This window comes from Meridianimaribacter flavus, assembly GCF_004366715.1.
Classification (GTDB): Bacteria; Bacteroidota; Bacteroidia; order Flavobacteriales; family Flavobacteriaceae; genus Gaetbulibacter_B; species Gaetbulibacter_B jejuensis.
Genome location: NZ_SOQZ01000002.1, coordinates 316,631 through 332,890, shown reverse-complemented (window position 1 = coordinate 332,890; position 16,260 = coordinate 316,631). Strand labels below are relative to the sequence as shown.

The following is a 16,260-nucleotide window of genomic DNA, read 5'->3' as shown; positions in this document are numbered from 1 at the left end:
AAACTATCCATATCCTTTTAAAGTTGTAAGTAATTTGCGCAACAGCATAACAAATAAAAATCATACGATATGAATTTTAAAGAAGCAACCGAATTAAAAAATAAAAACGAGCATTTACTTGGACAAAAATATAGAGGTGGAACAATTGAGGAATTAATAATTCGTCCGACAAATGGAAAAGAATTTGAAGCTTTTACTAAATCATACTTGAGAACTTTAAATGCTGAATTATCAATACAACCCTTTTTGGAAAGTGATTTAGCTGTAGACGCTGTATGTGATAGAGCTAAAATCAGAACAAATAATATGTTTTTTAGAACAGAACTGGAAAATTTATTAGATGAAAAACTGGACGTAAAACTTTAAAAATATGACAGAACAAGAAGCGAAAAATCACTTATATGACCTTTGGCAAAATGGAGAAATACCAAATAATTTTACCGAAGACCATTCAGATTTTTATAAAGCAGTAAACTATACAAAAAAGAACAATCGATTTGACTATGAGGAATTTTATGCAAGTATTGCAATAATAAAGTTTGGAATTTGGCAAGTTGAATCCGATGCATTAGTTGGAAAAGGAGGACACGATTATATAATTGAATGTAGTAGATTTTGGGAAACCAGAGATTATAATGGACATTTAGTTTGGGATTGGTTAATTCATTTGGCTAAAAAATCTTGGATTAATAAAGAAAATGTAAAAGATTTAAATACAGCTTTCTTTTTTTGTCAAGATTATTTTCGTGAAAATAAACCGAAAAACTTACCATACGTTTCGACTGCTCAAACTTTGAATATTCAACAGCAAATTTTAGAAATCCAAGATGAAATGGATAAATCCGAAATTATCAGCAAAAATGGAATTGTAGAATTTGATAGCGAACGAATGCTTAAGTATCGTGACTTAATGAATAACATAAAGTATTTATAAAAAAAACTACTGGCAACAATGTCTATAAGTAATTGCTTGTTCTCGCCTACTTCTGAAAACCCTCACCTTGAATTACAACTCATTTCGGCTAAACTTTTTTTAAATTAAAAGACAATTAACTGAAAATGACAAAATTAATAATTTTCGTTATTCTTCTCTCGAACATCCTGACTACTTGTAATGGTCAGCGAGTGGAGAATGAATCAATCAATAGAAACACTGAAAAAAATATGAATAACGATAAACTTTTGAAAACGGTAAACGAGATTAAAAATTCAGACATTTATGAGAATTCTGAAAATTGGGAAGCTCGTGGACTTAACTCTTCAGACCAGCAAGTTATTACTATACTCAGAAAAGCAACTAATAACTTTCTCGATAGACTTGTCAAAATTGACAATTCAAATGAAACATCTGAAACAAAATTGAAACAGATTTCTAATCTCGTTGACGAATTGCCTTGGGACGAACTTGACACAGAAGAGAAAGAATTTATGGCAGACACTCTAGCACCTGCAATTGAAGCGGCTGGATTCAACCCATGGAAGATATTTTAAAAAACCATTCCTGCCTATCAATTTGGCACACAGCTTGTTTGTAACAAAATACAATAGTTTACTACTTATAAGTAAACACGTTTAACCTTAAAAAAATATAGTTATGATACATAAAGGTGCAATAGTACTAGGCGTACTTATAGGAGCAGGAGTAGGTGTGTTGCTAGCTCCAGAAAAAGGCAAAGTAACCAGAGATAAGCTTAAAAAAGAAGGTAAGGATATAAAAGACCAAATAGTAAACGACTTTACCGAAGTAAAAGACGATGTGTCTAAAGCTGCACAATCTGGTAAAGAGAAGTTTAAAGCAGAGGCAAAGGATTTTGCATCAAAAGCCAGTTATAAAACCGAAAAAGCCATTACTTTTTTAGAAAAAAAATTGGCTGTGCTTAAAGAAAAAAATAAAACCTTACAGCAAACCAGTTAATCGTTTTTTAATGTTTTGGTGACTACTGTTTACCAAAAAAAGTGTAACTTCAAGATTAATAAAAACACATCTAAAACATGAAAAAACTATCTTTTGTACTACTGCTGTTAGTATTAGTGACAGCTTGTAATTCTTCAAAATCTTCAAGCGAAGATGCGTTGTATAACACACAATGGGAACTGGAGCATTTATCTGGTCCACGAATCGCTTTTGAAGGTCTTTTTCCTGATAAGAAACCACAAATAACATTTAATAAAGAAGACCAAAAAGTCACTGGTAATAGTGGTTGTAATGGGTATTCGGCTAGTGTTACTATTGATGGTAATAGCATTTCTTTTGGCGAACCAGGACCAGCAATAATGATGTATTGTGGCGAAGGTGAAAACCATTTTAAAAACACCATTAAAAAAGTAAATACCTATACAATTGATGAGGAAGGTAAACTGCATTTGTTGATAGACGATGTCACAATGATGCGATTTAAAAGCGTAACACCTTAACCTATTAAGCAATGAAACAAATCGTTTTAATAGTATGTGCTATACTAAGCTTAAGTAGCTGTAAAGACAATAAAGACACTACAAAAGAGGTAATACACGATGTTAAAGAGGTTATTGCAAACGAAGAAACACTAACCGCTTTGGTGGAATTGAGTTGCTTTGAGTATAGTAAAGACAATAACAAGGTAAGGTTTAAAATCACTAATATTCTAGAAGACAGTATTACAGGAACTTTAAGTTATACCTATGCTGAAAAAGATGCAAACCAAGGTGTGTTCCAAGGAACTCTAAACGATGATAAACTCATAGGAACATATACATTTACTTCAGAAGGTGTAGAAAGTAAACGCGAAGTTGCATTTAAGGTTAATGATTCTGTTTTAATTGAAGGCTATGGAGAATTAAACGACTCAGGAACAGCGTTTCAAGACAGAACAACTATTAAATACACGTCTACAATGCCAATGGTAAGAACTACGTGTGAGTAACAACTTTAATTAAACTCTTTAAAAATGGTCTGCTTTATAGTTGGCCATTCGTCTTTTAAAATACCATAGCAGCAGGTATTACGTCGAAAACCATCTTTTAAAACCACATCACGCCTAAGAATGCCTTCAAGTGTAGCACCAAGTTTTTCCACAGCTTTCCTAGAACGTATGTTGCGCTCATCTATCCTGAATTCTACTTTTTCAAACGCTAAAGTTTCAAAGGCATATTGCAGCATTAAAAACTTCATGTTGGTATTGAGTCCGCTACCTTGAAACTCGCGTCCTATCCAAGTCCAACCAATATGCAGTGTTTTATTGTCCCAGTTAATGTGACCAAAACGTGTGCTACCAGTAAATTTCTGTTTCTGTTTATCGTAGATAATAAACGGAATAATGGTTTTATGGTAAAAGCCATCAACAGCAGTTTGCACGTAGCTTTTTAGCTTTTCGGGAGAAGAAATATCGCTAGGCGAATAGGCAATTAAGTCTTTTTCGTTAGCAATGTCTTGCAACTTTTTATAATTGCTTAAACCGAGTAAGGTTAAGCTAACACGATCGTTTTCTATTGGAGGAATATTCATGCTAATCTTTTTATTAAATCTACATTCACTACATGTTTGCCTTCAAAAGGATGAATGTTTACAGTATCTCCAAAAAGGGACTTTGCACGTTGTGTTTCAGAGGCAATACGTTCTTCGTTTAAATATTCGTCTTCAGTACCATAAATTAGAGAGACTTTGGTGTTTAAATAACTAAAATCTTCAGGAGTTAGCTCTTTAGGGATTCCACCAGAATGAATATATAAATGAGAGCATTGTAGTTTGCGTTTTGCAAGATAGCGCATTGCTACACTAACACCTTGCGAGTAACCTAGCACAACAAAATTGAGGTTGTTGGGTATATTTTCGGCTTCAAAAATAGCATCAAAATAGCGCATGACATTTTCGGTTTCTTTCACAGTGTTTTCTTTGGTAAGCCAACTTGCACCAACATATTTAGATTTTGGCGGAATATAGTATTTACTTTGTGCTTGTGGTGCAATAAAATAGTTTTCATTAGCATCAAATTGCTTAAAATAGTTTAGAAAATACCGACTTAAATAACCCATACCATGACACACAAACCATACAGTTTTAGTGCTTTTGGTTAACGTGTTTAAAGTAGAGTATGAGTTTGTAGTAGTATAGCTTATTTCCTTTTCAACTTGAGTCATATTTTGTTCTTGGTTTTTGTATTTTTGTTAGCGACATTAAAAATACAGTATTTATGCCATTAACTAAAGAAGAGATATTAAAACAAGCAAACGCAATTAGTAAGAATACCTTAATGGAAACCTTACAAATTGAAATGATTGATTATGGAGATGATTTTCTAGTTGCAAAAATGCCTGTAAACTCTAGAGTGTACCAACCAGATGGAGTATTGCATGGTGGAGCAACAGCTGCTTTGGCTGAAAGTGTTGGTAGTTTTGCTTCAAATATATTCTCAAACTTAGAAGAGGTTTTTGTACGTGGTATTGAGATTACTGCTAACCATGTAAAAAGTGTAACCGAAGGTCATGTGTACGCTAAAGCTACTTTTTTACATAAAGGAAGAACAACACAGTTGTTAGACATTCGTGTTACTGATGATAACGATAACTTAGTCTCTATTTGTAGATTGTCTACTATTAGTTTGCCTAAAAAGAAATAATGGAGTTTCAGTCTTTAATAGCGCGATTATCTCAGCAATATAGCAATCAATTGCCTTTTGTGGTTTACCGATCACCAAACCAGTCAAGGCTAAACGCTTATTTGCAGTTAAATGATATCTTGTTTTCTGTTGAAAATTTCTCAGAAAGAGGTTTTGTTTTTGCACCTTTTAATTCTGAAGCTAAAACAGTTTTAATTCCGCAAGCAGCTTCAAAACATATTATTAGTGATTATAAATCTACTAATACCAAAGTTGAGGTTGAGGTTTCTGTTGAAGAGCAAGAAGATGAAAAGCAACAACATATTCAACTTATAAAGCAAGGTGTTGAGGCCATTGTTTCTGGAGAATTTGAAAAGGTTGTATTGTCTAGAAAAGAGACTGTAAATATAAAGTCTAAAACCATATTTCAATTGTTTGAAGATGTTTTGAAAAATTATCCTACTGCGTTTGTGTACCTATGGTACCACCCAAAAGTTGGGTTGTGGATAGGTGCGACACCTGAAACATTGTTATCAGTAGAGAATAATAGATTTTCAACAATGGCATTGGCAGGAACCCAAGAATATAAAGGGAATATGGATGTGGTTTGGGGACAAAAGGAACAACAAGAGCAGCAAATAGTAACTGATTTTATTGTTGACGGACTGTCTAAAACTGTAAAAAGTATAAGCATTGGTGAAGTCAATACAGTAAAAGCAGGAAATTTATTGCACCTTAAAACAAAAATAACAGGTTTACTTAAGGACGATTTACAGCATGTGATAGAAATCTTGCATCCAACACCAGCTGTATGTGGTTTGCCTAAAGAGGCAGCTAAGACCTTTATTTTAAAACACGAAAACTATCAAAGAACCTTTTACTCAGGGTTTTTAGGAACACTTAATTTACAAGACAGTAAAACCAGAAATCGCAATCGACGAAATGTTGAAAACAACGCATATGCAACAGTAAAAACAACCACAAATTTGTACGTGAATTTACGTTGTATGGAAATTGTAGATGATACTGCTACTGTTTTTGTAGGAGGAGGTATTACAAAAGACTCCAATCCTGAAGCTGAATGGTTAGAAACGGTTGCTAAAGCCAAAGTGATGAAACGAGCAATATTGATATGACAGCATCTCATTTACACGAATGGCAAAGTAAGTTACCTTACAAAGACACAGTACAACCTGTGTTATTTGTAGGACATGGTTCGCCTATGAATGCTATTCAAAATAATGTATTCACACAGCAGTGGAATTCACTAGGCGAAACTTTGGAAACACCTATTGCTATTTTATGCATTTCAGCACATTGGTTAACAAACGGTACGTTTGTTACTAATATGGAAGCACCAAAAACCATTCATGATTTTGGAGGTTTCCCTCAAGAGCTTTTTGATGTTCAATATCCTGCAAAGGGATTACCTACGTTAGCTGAAGAAATTACGCATCATATCACATCAACTCATGTAGGATTAGATGATGAATGGGGACTCGATCATGGTGCTTGGAGTGTTATCAGTCATATGTATCCAAAAGCTAACATTCCTGTTGTGCAAATGAGTATAGACTATTTTAAACCACCTGAATATCATTATAATTTAGCCAAACAGTTGTTAGAGTTAAGAAAAAAAGGAGTGCTTATTGTTGGTAGTGGTAATATGGTACACAACTTAAAAATGATTGCTTGGGATAAGGTTGAGCAGACTTATGGGTTTGATTGGGCTTTAGAGATTAATGAGCTTTTCAAAACCAAAATAACAGATGGTAATCATAAGGATTTAATCAATTATAAATCATTGCATAACGACATTGTTAAAGCCATACCAACTCCAGATCATTACTATCCTTTATTGTATACTTTAGGACTTCAAACGTCTAAAGATGATACACAATTTTTTAATGATACACCTGTTGCAGGTTCACTAACGATGACTTCGGTAAAAATAGGGTAGTATTAAAATTCGTTAAGTCGTGCATATTAAGTAATTTTGTAAGACTATTTTATAGAATTGTATGTCATACCCAAAAATTCCGCTAGCACAAACAGTTATTCAGCTTTGTAAAGCTAAAAATATTAAGCATATTGTATTGTCTCCAGGTAGCAGAAATGCACCTTTAACTATAGGTTTTACTCACGATCCATTTTTTACTTGCTATAGCATTGTAGATGAACGTAGTGCTGCTTTTTTTGCTTTAGGAATCGCTCAAAATACTCAGCATCCTACTGCGTTAGTGTGTACTTCAGGAAGTGCGTTATTAAACTATTATCCAGCTGTTGCTGAAGCATTTTATAGCGATGTTCCGTTAGTGGTGATTTCGGCAGATAGACCTAAACACCTAGTTGGTATTGGAGATGGACAAACCATCAATCAAAAAGATGTTTATAAAAATCATATTTTATATTCAGCCAATTTAAAGCTCGACATTAAAAACTTGCCAAAAACAAGTGGAGATGATGACGAGCCTGCTATAATAAAGAGTATTGAAAATAAATTAGAACGCTTTTTAGGAATTAAGCAAGCTCTACAAGAAGAAAACGAAGAAGAAATAAATCTTGCACTAAATACTGCAATTCACAAATTAGGACCTGTGCATATCAATGTTCCGTTTGATGAACCTTTGTATGAAACGGTTAAGGAATTGTCAGTTAATCCAAAAGTAATTACAGTTGATGCTTCACCCAAAAAAGTTGATAGTGTCGATTTAAAGCTGTGTTTAGAAGATTGGAGTGATGCTTCTAAAAAAATGATTTTGGTAGGTGTTAATCCTCCAAACGAGATAGAGCAAAAATGGTTAGATGAATTGGCAAACGACAATAGTGTTATTGTGTTTACTGAAACCACATCTAATTTGCATCATAAGGAGTTTTTTCCAAGTATCGATAAAATAATTGCACCACTTACTGATGCTGAGTTTACTGAGTTGCAACCTGATATTTTGTTAACTTTTGGAGGTATGGTAGTGTCTAAAAAAGTAAAAGCTTTTTTAAGAAACTACAAACCCAAACAGCATTGGCATATTGACAGTAAAAAAGCAAATGATACCTTTTTTTGTTTAGAAAAGCATATTGAGACCACACCTAATGAGTTTTTCTCTGAGTTTCTTCCCAAAATAACACACTTTAAAAAGAGTAACTACAAGTCAGTTTGGAAAGCAGTAAAACAAAAACGAAACGATTTACATAAATCGTATTTAGCAGAAATCCCTTTTAGTGATTTTAAAGTTTTTGATGCTGTTTTTAAAGCATTACCAAAACAAACAGCATTACAAATAGGTAATAGTTCAGCCATTAGATATTCGCAATTGTTTAATATTAGCAAATCTTTGCAGGTATTTTGCAACAGAGGAACAAGTGGTATTGATGGAAGTACAAGTACAGCTATAGGTTTTGCAGTTGCCAATAAAAACCAAACAACCTTTGTTACTGGTGATTTGAGTTTTTTATATGATAACAATGCCTTGTGGAATAACTATATTCCTAAAGATTTCAGGATTATTGTTATTAACAATGGAGGAGGAGGTATTTTCCGTATTCTTCCAGGACATAAAAACACCGAAAACTTTGATCAGTATTTTGAAACCAAACACAACCTTACAGCAAAGCAGTTGTGCGAAATGCATGGTTTAGATTATAAAACAGCTCATGATGAAACGCAGTTGAACGAGCAGTTATCAACCTTCTTTAATGCATCAAAACAACCAATGTTGCTTGAGGTGTTTACACCTTCAACAGTAAACGACGAAATATTGCTTAACTACTTCAGTTACATTAAGTAATCGTTAAAAAGTGACTTTTTGACTTTTTAGGTGTCTAAAAAATAGCTATATTTAATAACGATTAATTTTTTAAAAACTAAAATTTTACAAAATGAGCAAAAGAGACGAACTAATTGCAAAATATGCAGCTGATTTAAAAGACAAAGTTGGTGTAACACCAGATATGGACTTATTAACAAAAGTAACTATTGGTTGTGGACCATCAATATATAATGCTGATGCATCTACTGTATCAGGTTCTGATGAGTCAGAGTTGGCTACTGTAAAAAACAACTTCTTAATCAAGAAATTAGGATTAAAAGACAGTCCAGATTTAGATAAAGGTATTGCTAAAGTAATGGAGCAATATGGTCAGTCTAACAGAAATAAATACAGAGCTGTTGTATATTATTTATTGACTAAGCATTTTAAGAAAGAATCGGCTTACTAAAAGTCTGTTTTAAAACAATATATAAGCGTTACAAACTTGTAGCGCTTTTTTTATATCCATAAACTAATATCATTACCTTTGCAGCATGATAAATATAGGAGAATACAATACATTAGAAATCCTTAGAGAAACCGATCCAGGATTGTTCTTAGGAGATGATGAAGGTAATGAAGTTTTATTGCCTAATCGTTACGTACCTGAGTCTTTTGAAATTGAAGACAAACTAGAAGTATTTGTTTATCTTGATAACGAAGAACGTCTTGTTGCGGTTACTGACAAACCCTACATTAAAAAAGGCGATTTCGCAGTATTAAGATGTAATCAGGTTACTAAGTTTGGTGCTTTTTTAGATTGGGGAATGGTAAAAGAACTGTTTTGTCCATTTAAAGAACAAGCGTTTAAAATGAGAACAGGTGGTTGGTATTTGGTGTATTGCTATTTAGATGAAGAAACTGAACGTCTTGTAGCTTCAAGTAAAACCAACAGGTTTTTAGATAATAAAGAATTGACTGTATCACAGTTTGAAGAAGTTGATATCATTGTATCCCATCCTTCTGAAATAGGAATGAATGTAATTGTCAATAAAAAGCATTCAGGACTTATTTTTAACGAAGACATTTTTAAAGATATTAGCATAGGAGACCAACTTAAAGGTTATGTGAAAAAAATACGTCATAACAACAAGTTAGATATTGTTTTAGAACAAATAGGTTACAGAAGTATCGAACCAAATGCTGAACTCATTTTAAAAGAACTTGAAGATAACTCAGGTTATTTAAATCTTAATGACAAGTCTGATCCAGACACCATTAAAGACCAGCTTCAAATGAGTAAAAAGAGCTTTAAAAAAGCAATTGGTACATTATACAAGCAAAAACGTATTGAAATTAAGGAAGACGGAATTTATCTTAAATAGTCACATTAGAGTTATTTAACTCTTTTCTCATCCATTTTTCACTTTCTAGTAGGCAAGTAAAGTCTTTTCTTTTTATATGACAAAAGTAGCTTTCTAGTTTAGAAATATCTGTAGTACGATTAGAATAAGCGACAACAGCTTTGGCTATAGCGTTTGGAAATCTCTGTTTAAATTTTTCAGAATCTAAAATATTTATGGAGTAAGAATTTACTCTGTTTGAGATAATGCCAAAAGGCTTTTGAGTACCAAAATGTAAATCGATAAGCGAAATTAAGTCTTTAGAATTTTCAAAATCACTAAAAACACCTTCACTTGTTTCAATAACAACAAAGTTTTCAAAAAAATGAGCGATACCATTTTTTAAGTTGTAGGTTTTTAGGATTTTAGATTTTAATTGGGACTCTGTTAATCGCATTAAATAGGCTGTTTTTAAAAAATCAGCGGCAAAGATACTGTGTAACAAGAGGTCTTAAATGTAATCCATTGCACTTTAACGTTTTTAGTGTTAATTTTATAACAGTTAATGTGTTTTAGTGAGAAGTTTTTAAAGTTTTGCTTTTGAGCTTAATTGGTTTGCAAACAGTTGATTAATAATTGTTTGTGTGTTGTTTGTAGCGAAAACGATTGCGTTTGTTTACAAGTGATACAAAACGTCAAATAAAGCTTGTTTTAATGATTTTCTTTAACGCTTTGAGTAGCTAAAACTACTTTTTTGTTCACCCAATTAAAAGCATCAATGAACGCGTTAAACCTTTTTCTTTTTAAATTGAAATAGTGGTCTTCCACTATAAGCATTCGTTTTGAATTATGGCTATAAGTAACTATAGCATAAGCGTGCAACAGTTTAAGTTTTTTTCGATGCTCTTGTGCATCAACTAGGTTTATAGAATAAGAATTAACTCTGTTAGAGATAAAGCCAAAAGGCGTATTATTAAAAATATCAAGACATAGCTCATAAGCTTCTTTATAATCTTCAAAAGAAACATAAGCACCTTGTTTAAATTCTGCAACTACAAGATTTTTGAAAAAATGAAAATCGCCAACCTCAAGGCAATACGTAGCCTCGACCTGATTTGCTATAGGAGAATCTAAAACCTTCATTTATCAATCGTCTTTTGTGCAAAATTAGTTACGCGTCAAAGTCCGACCAAAAAAATGAATTTAAATTAGATGTAAATATGTATTTTTACGCTGAAAACAATTCTTATGAGTAAAATTGATTGGCAAACAGCCAAAGAGTATACAGATATTACCTACAAAAAGTGTAATGGAGTTGCTAGGATAGCCTTTAACAGACCTGATATTAGAAACGCTTTTAGACCAAAAACAACAAGCGAACTTTACGATGCATTTTACGATGCTAATGAAGATACAAGTATTGGTGTAGTGTTACTTTCTGCCGAAGGACCTTCAAGCAAAGATGGAATTTGGAGTTTTTGTAGTGGAGGAGACCAAAAAGCTAGAGGACATCAAGGGTATGTTGGTGAAGATGGTTACCACAGACTTAATATTCTTGAAGTACAACGTTTAATTCGTTTTATGCCAAAAGCGGTTATAGCTGTTGTTCCTGGTTGGGCAGTTGGTGGAGGACATAGTTTACACGTAGTTTGCGATTTAACGCTTGCTAGTAAAGAGCACGCTATTTTTAAACAAACTGATGCTGATGTTACCAGTTTTGATGGTGGTTATGGATCGGCTTATTTAGCTAAAATGGTAGGTCAAAAGAAAGCACGTGAAATCTTTTTCTTAGGAAGAAACTACTCTGCACAAGAAGCCTTTGAAATGGGAATGGTAAACGCTGTAATTCCTCACGACGAGCTTGAAGATACAGCCTATGAGTGGGCTCAAGAGATATTGGCAAAATCACCAACCTCTATAAAAATGCTTAAATTTGCTATGAACCTAACCGATGATGGTATGGTAGGACAGCAAGTATTTGCTGGTGAAGCAACACGTTTGGCTTATATGACTGATGAAGCTAAAGAAGGTAGAGATGCCTTTTTAGAAAAAAGAAAGCCAAATTTTGATAAAAAGTGGATTCCTTGATTTAGCCATAAAAATTATTTGAATGAGTAAACTTAAACCTTGGTTGTCTGCTTTTCGACTAAGAACACTTCCTTTATCTGTTTCTGGAATTATTATTGGAACCTGTTTCGCGTTTTATAGCGGAAACTATAATACAGCCATTTTTGTACTTGCTATTTTAACTACTGTAGCGTTACAAATTTTATCAAATCTTGCTAACGATTATGGCGATGGTGTTAAAGGTACCGACAACAATGAACGACAAGGACCAGAACGTGCTATACAAAGCGGAAGTATTACTCCAGCTCAAATGTTGGAAGCCATTAAGGTAAATATACTTATAGTTATTGTATTATCACTTTTGCTTATTTACATGTCTTTTGGGCAAGGTAATCTATTGTATTCTCTATTGTTTATCGTGTTGGCAGGACTTAGTATTTATGCAGCAATCAACTACACTATGGGTTCAAAAGCCTATGGTTATAGAGGATTAGGAGATGTTTTTGTGTTTATCTTTTTTGGACTTGTAAGTGTAATGGGTAGCTACTTTTTATATGCTAATAAGATAGACCACAATGTGGTTTTACCTTCAATTTCATTAGGGCTATTAAGTGTTGGTGTACTCAATTTAAACAATATGCGAGATATCGATTCTGATATATTATCAAACAAGATTACACTTGCCGTAAAACTAGGTAAGCAACGTTCTAAAACGTATCATTTAGCATTAATTTTTGGAGCTATATTGGTTTCGCTGGTGTTTTCCATTTTGTATTATACCTCACCACTAAACTTTTTGTTTTTTGTGGCTTACATTCCGTTGATAATTCATGCCAAAAAAATAAGTAAAGCTAAAACTGCATCAGACTTCGATTCGCAGTTAAAAGTATTGGCACTTACCACGTTTTTATTTTCTGTACTTTTAGGTGTAGGGTATATCTTATAAAAAAATATTTTCATAAACACTTGTAAATCAATAAATTAATTTGTATATTTAATTCGAAAATTTTGTAGGTCAGCATATTTTGCTACAGTGTTGGCAATGAAATTTGGGGCTTTAAAACTCAGACATATGTATTTCAATGTGTCTGAGTTTTTTTGTACTTTTCTTCCTTAAATTAACAATAAAACACTTACATGAAAAAACTCGCCCTAATTGTAATGCTTTTGGCATTACATTTTGCTACAGCCCAAGAAAGTACTACTAAACTAACCGTTACCGAAAGTGAAGAATACAAAGACAAAGTTAAAGCCAACGATATCCTTTCAATTCATACTACAGAGTCTGGACTTACAGGTATAGTGCGTAATAGTAAAAGAGATATTCTGTTTGATATTTTTGACGCTAATCTTAAAAAAGTATTTAATGAGGTTGTAGAGAGCGATAAAAAAGAAACGTTTGTAGGTGAGTTATTTTATGACAACGAGATTAAATTTTTTACTGTTTATGCGCCAAAAAAGACTGAGCGTATTGTGTACTGCCATATTTTTGACATTGCAGCTAAAACTCATAAAAAGGTCAAACTTTTTGAAACTACAGTAGAGAAGAAGCAGTTGTTGTTTTCAGGACAAAACAAGCGTCAAACCAGTTTTGCCATTTCACCAAACGGAAACTATTTTGCCATAACTACCGATAATATTAAAAAGAACAGCAACTCTTACACCATTAGAGTGTTTAATGCTAACAATTTAAGCCTGCTTTATGAAAAGGCGTACCAAGAACACGAAAAGCGTTTTTATGAGCACAACGATTTATCTATTGACGATAACGCAACAGTTTATGGACTAGGAAAATTGTTTATTAAAGGACGTTCGTTAAAACGAAAAGGAGATGCTAATTATGAGTTTGTACTTAACAAAGTCACACAGTCTGGTACAAATGATATTACAATTTCTTTAGGCGAAGATGAGCACATCCAGTCGCTTAATATTTCTATTATCCAAGACGAATTGCACTTGCTAGGGTTTTATTCTGAAAAAAATGTATTTAAGATTAAAGGTGGTTGCAATTTTGTAATTGATACCAAAGCGCTTGCTGTAAAACGTAAACGTTCTTATGAGCTGCCAATTGAGGTGTATAAAGATTTGTATGGTGAAAACAGAGCAGACCGAAAAAAATCTAAAGGAAAAGAGATTTCTAACTTTTATGTAGATTATGTATTGCAAGATAACAATGGCAATACTTACATTTTAGCCGAAGAGTTTTATATTACACAAACCTATGTGTCAACAGGAACTACAGGAGGTTATTGGGTAACAACCTACCATTATGACGATATTTTAATTATGAAATTTGATGCTAAAGGTGAGTTAAGTTGGGGACGAAGCATATTTAAAAAAGCAACAGCACCTTCGTACAATGCCTTTTTAAAAGACGACCAATTGCACGTTATTTTAAATTCTGGTAAGCGACTTACCGAAAAGAATGATGGTAGAACCAAAGTGTCAAAAGGCTTCCTAGAATCTACTGCGTTATTTGATTTTGTATATTCAGCTGATGGAAAAGTGTCTTACGACAAAATACAAGACAATAAAGGCAATACCTACTACACACCATACTTTGGTACCTTTGAAAACAACACCTTTATTATGGCTAGTGATGGTAGAAAGAAAAAACAATTTATGATTTTAAAATAAAACAGTAATCCTATGAAAATTACATTTTACGGTCATGCCGCTTTAGGCATTGAAGTTAACGACGTACATATTTTGGTAGACCCTTTTATTACTGCCAATGACAAGGCAAAACATATAGACATCAACAGTTTAAAAGCCGATTATATTTTGATTACGCATGCGCATCAAGATCATATTTTAGATGTCGAAGCCATTGCAAAACACACCAATGCAGTTATTGTATCTAATTTTGAAATTACCTCGTATTATGAAGCCCAAGGCTTTGAAGTACACCCAATGAATCATGGAGGTTCGTGGGATTTTGAATTTGGTATGGTAAAATACGTTAACGCTATTCATACCTCGTCGTTTCCTGATGGAAGCTATGGTGGACAACCAGGAGGTTTTGTGATTGAAGGCGAACACAAAAACATTTACATAGCTGGTGATACAGCCTTAACTATGGATATGAAACTGATACCATTGCGTACTAAACTAGACTTAGCCATTTTACCAATAGGTGATAATTTTACCATGGGAATTGAGGAAGCCATTATAGCGAGCGATTTTGTGCAATGCGATAAAGTATTGGGTTACCACTTTGATACCTTTGGATATATTGAAATTGACCACGAAGAAGCCAAACGTAAGTTTTTTGACAAAAACAAAGACTTAATGCTGCTGGAAATAGGTGAGAGTATTGAGCTGTAGCTGTTAATAAAAAAAGTATGACTAATTATTTGTAATTTAGTTTTTTACAGTAATTTGATTGAAAGAAAAAATGCATGACTAAAGGTATTGGTTGTAAAAGCAATCCATATCTTTTTAAAGTTGTGCAACATTTGAAAACCCCACATAAATGATAGTAGACTTTACAGAAATTAATCCAGCAAATTCTTCAGATGGCAATCAAGACCACTTTGAATTATTTGCCCGAGATTTTGTCGAAGCTATTGGGTTTACAATTGTTTCAAATCCTGATAGAGGTCAAGACGGAGGAAAAGATTTGATAATATCCGAAACGCTTTCAGGTATTCGCAAAAGCAGTCAGAGAACTTGGATTTTAAGTGCTAAACACTTTGCTCATTCTGGAAAATCAGTTGGAGTAAATGATGAAATAAACATTCGCGACAGAGTTGAAAAGCATAAAGCAGATGGTTTTTTTGGGTTTTATTCTACTTTACCAAGCTCCGGATTTGCTGATACTTTAAAAGGTTTAAAAGACAAAATAATTATAGATTATTTAGATAAAGGAATGATTCAAAACGAATTAATTACAAATCCTTTATTAGAAAATGTTTTTAGAGCACATTTTCCTCTTTCATTTTTAAAATTTAAGTCAAGTGGTGGTTATCAAGCAACAACAAAGGATTTACATACTTCCTATACTGGTGGAGATGCATATCCATCAATGAGTTATGGAATAAATTCAGAAGGTTCAATTTTACCAATGATTCGCAATAACGGAACTTATACAATTTACGACCTCGATGTAATTATCAGCTTTTCAAGTGAACGTGGTGGTCCTTTTATTGTTCGAGAGAGTTTTCCTTTTCTACATCCACAGAGTAATGTATTCTGTAAAAGCTTTAACTTAAAAAAAGTCATAAACAGAGGCGAAATAAACAGTAAGATTTATGCACGGAATGGAGTTTTTTTTCAAACAACTAAACTTGGAATTTATAAGCATCCTGAATCCTCAATTGAAACCATAGAACCTTGTAGAACAATACTCTACAAACAAAGCCATCAATCTAAAAATAAAGATTTAATATATGTCCAATCAAATGCGACAAAACGTTGGAATGAACAAGGTATACCATTTGAATTTATTCAAGAATTAGAAAATAAAGAAACTCAAAATGATTATTAAAAACGTTGCACAACAATGTATAACCACAATTACGGCGGATT

The 16,260-nt window shown here is 33.0% G+C and carries 21 protein-coding genes; 17 read left to right on the top strand and 4 right to left on the bottom strand.

What is annotated here, in order from left to right; translation table 11 throughout:
- Positions 1–69: 69 nt before the first annotated feature.
- The 6 genes from A8975_RS06330 to A8975_RS06305 all read left to right on the top strand — a co-directional run bounded on the left by A8975_RS06330 (position 70) and on the right by A8975_RS06305 (position 2,903).
- On the top strand, positions 70–366 hold the full coding sequence (locus tag A8975_RS06330) for a hypothetical protein (RefSeq protein WP_134199154.1): 297 nt from the start codon (positions 70–72) through the stop codon (positions 364–366).
- Between the two features lie 4 nt (positions 367–370).
- Positions 371–934, top strand: a complete 564-nt coding sequence (locus A8975_RS06325; RefSeq protein WP_134199152.1) for a hypothetical protein — start codon at positions 371–373, stop codon at positions 932–934.
- A gap of 125 nt (positions 935–1,059) precedes the next feature.
- The gene (locus tag A8975_RS06320; RefSeq protein WP_208325360.1) at positions 1,060–1,491 is read left to right on the top strand and encodes a hypothetical protein; all 432 of its coding nucleotides are present in this window, start codon (positions 1,060–1,062) and stop codon (positions 1,489–1,491) included.
- A gap of 103 nt (positions 1,492–1,594) precedes the next feature.
- Positions 1,595–1,915 carry a YtxH domain-containing protein gene (locus A8975_RS06315; RefSeq protein WP_134199151.1) on the top strand — a complete coding sequence of 107 codons (321 nt, stop codon included), beginning with the start codon at positions 1,595–1,597 and terminating at the stop codon, positions 1,913–1,915.
- A 77-nt stretch (positions 1,916–1,992) separates the two neighbouring features.
- Positions 1,993–2,415, top strand: coding sequence for an META domain-containing protein (locus tag A8975_RS06310; protein ID WP_134199149.1), 423 nt, complete (start codon positions 1,993–1,995; stop codon positions 2,413–2,415).
- A gap of 11 nt (positions 2,416–2,426) precedes the next feature.
- On the top strand, positions 2,427–2,903 hold the full coding sequence (locus A8975_RS06305) for a hypothetical protein (protein WP_134199147.1): 477 nt from the start codon (positions 2,427–2,429) through the stop codon (positions 2,901–2,903).
- Between the two features lie 5 nt (positions 2,904–2,908).
- Here the strand turns inward: A8975_RS06305 and A8975_RS06300 are convergent, their stop codons facing one another.
- Positions 2,909–3,484: a GNAT family N-acetyltransferase gene (locus A8975_RS06300; RefSeq protein WP_134199145.1), complete on the bottom strand. Its 576-nt coding sequence runs from the start codon at positions 3,482–3,484 to the stop codon at positions 2,909–2,911.
- Positions 3,481–4,116 carry an alpha/beta hydrolase gene (locus A8975_RS06295; RefSeq protein ID WP_134199143.1) on the bottom strand — a complete coding sequence of 212 codons (636 nt, stop codon included), beginning with the start codon at positions 4,114–4,116 and terminating at the stop codon, positions 3,481–3,483. The genes A8975_RS06300 and A8975_RS06295 overlap by 4 nt, the downstream gene beginning before the upstream one ends.
- 53 nt (positions 4,117–4,169) lie before the next feature.
- On the opposite strand from A8975_RS06295, the gene A8975_RS06290 reads away from it, so the two are divergent.
- The 6 genes from A8975_RS06290 to A8975_RS06265 all read left to right on the top strand — a co-directional run bounded on the left by A8975_RS06290 (position 4,170) and on the right by A8975_RS06265 (position 9,705).
- Positions 4,170–4,595, top strand: coding sequence for a PaaI family thioesterase (locus A8975_RS06290; RefSeq protein ID WP_129760246.1), 426 nt, complete (start codon positions 4,170–4,172; stop codon positions 4,593–4,595).
- On the top strand, positions 4,595–5,710 hold the full coding sequence (locus A8975_RS06285; protein WP_134199141.1) for a chorismate-binding protein: 1,116 nt from the start codon (positions 4,595–4,597) through the stop codon (positions 5,708–5,710). Before A8975_RS06290 ends, A8975_RS06285 begins: the two co-directional genes overlap by 1 nt.
- On the top strand, positions 5,707–6,534 hold the full coding sequence (ygiD, locus tag A8975_RS06280) for a 4,5-DOPA dioxygenase extradiol (RefSeq protein WP_134199139.1): 828 nt from the start codon (positions 5,707–5,709) through the stop codon (positions 6,532–6,534). The genes A8975_RS06285 and ygiD overlap by 4 nt, the downstream gene beginning before the upstream one ends.
- A gap of 61 nt (positions 6,535–6,595) precedes the next feature.
- Complete coding sequence (gene menD / locus A8975_RS06275; protein ID WP_134199137.1) at positions 6,596–8,359, top strand: 2-succinyl-5-enolpyruvyl-6-hydroxy-3-cyclohexene-1-carboxylate synthase; 1,764 nt, start codon at positions 6,596–6,598, stop codon at positions 8,357–8,359.
- A 91-nt stretch (positions 8,360–8,450) separates the two neighbouring features.
- Positions 8,451–8,789, top strand: a complete 339-nt coding sequence (locus tag A8975_RS06270; RefSeq protein WP_129760242.1) for a DUF2853 family protein — start codon at positions 8,451–8,453, stop codon at positions 8,787–8,789.
- An 85-nt stretch (positions 8,790–8,874) separates the two neighbouring features.
- The gene (locus tag A8975_RS06265) at positions 8,875–9,705 is read left to right on the top strand and encodes a S1 RNA-binding domain-containing protein (protein WP_129760241.1); all 831 of its coding nucleotides are present in this window, start codon (positions 8,875–8,877) and stop codon (positions 9,703–9,705) included.
- On the opposite strand, the gene A8975_RS06260 is transcribed toward A8975_RS06265, so the two are convergent.
- Positions 9,698–10,120 carry a hypothetical protein gene (locus A8975_RS06260; protein WP_134199135.1) on the bottom strand — a complete coding sequence of 141 codons (423 nt, stop codon included), beginning with the start codon at positions 10,118–10,120 and terminating at the stop codon, positions 9,698–9,700. The genes A8975_RS06265 and A8975_RS06260 overlap by 8 nt on opposite strands.
- Positions 10,121–10,374: 254 nt before the next feature.
- Positions 10,375–10,806 carry a hypothetical protein gene (locus A8975_RS06255; protein ID WP_129760239.1) on the bottom strand — a complete coding sequence of 144 codons (432 nt, stop codon included), beginning with the start codon at positions 10,804–10,806 and terminating at the stop codon, positions 10,375–10,377.
- Between the two features lie 105 nt (positions 10,807–10,911).
- Between A8975_RS06255 and A8975_RS06250 the strand changes: the two genes are divergently transcribed.
- The 5 genes from A8975_RS06250 (at position 10,912) to A8975_RS06230 (ending at position 16,219) form a co-directional block, all read left to right on the top strand.
- Positions 10,912–11,751, top strand: a complete 840-nt coding sequence (locus A8975_RS06250; RefSeq protein ID WP_129760238.1) for a 1,4-dihydroxy-2-naphthoyl-CoA synthase — start codon at positions 10,912–10,914, stop codon at positions 11,749–11,751.
- Between the two features lie 22 nt (positions 11,752–11,773).
- A complete protein-coding gene (menA, locus tag A8975_RS06245; RefSeq protein WP_134199133.1) occupies positions 11,774–12,676 on the top strand; it encodes a 1,4-dihydroxy-2-naphthoate octaprenyltransferase in 903 nt (300 codons plus the stop codon).
- 191 nt (positions 12,677–12,867) lie between these two features.
- Entirely contained in the window at positions 12,868–14,367 is a 1,500-nt protein-coding gene (locus A8975_RS06240; protein WP_134199131.1) for a hypothetical protein, read from the top strand.
- A gap of 12 nt (positions 14,368–14,379) precedes the next feature.
- The gene (locus A8975_RS06235; protein WP_134199129.1) at positions 14,380–15,057 is read left to right on the top strand and encodes a metal-dependent hydrolase; all 678 of its coding nucleotides are present in this window, start codon (positions 14,380–14,382) and stop codon (positions 15,055–15,057) included.
- Between the two features lie 148 nt (positions 15,058–15,205).
- Positions 15,206–16,219, top strand: coding sequence for a restriction endonuclease (locus tag A8975_RS06230; RefSeq protein ID WP_134199127.1), 1,014 nt, complete (start codon positions 15,206–15,208; stop codon positions 16,217–16,219).
- Positions 16,220–16,260 lie beyond the last annotated feature (41 nt).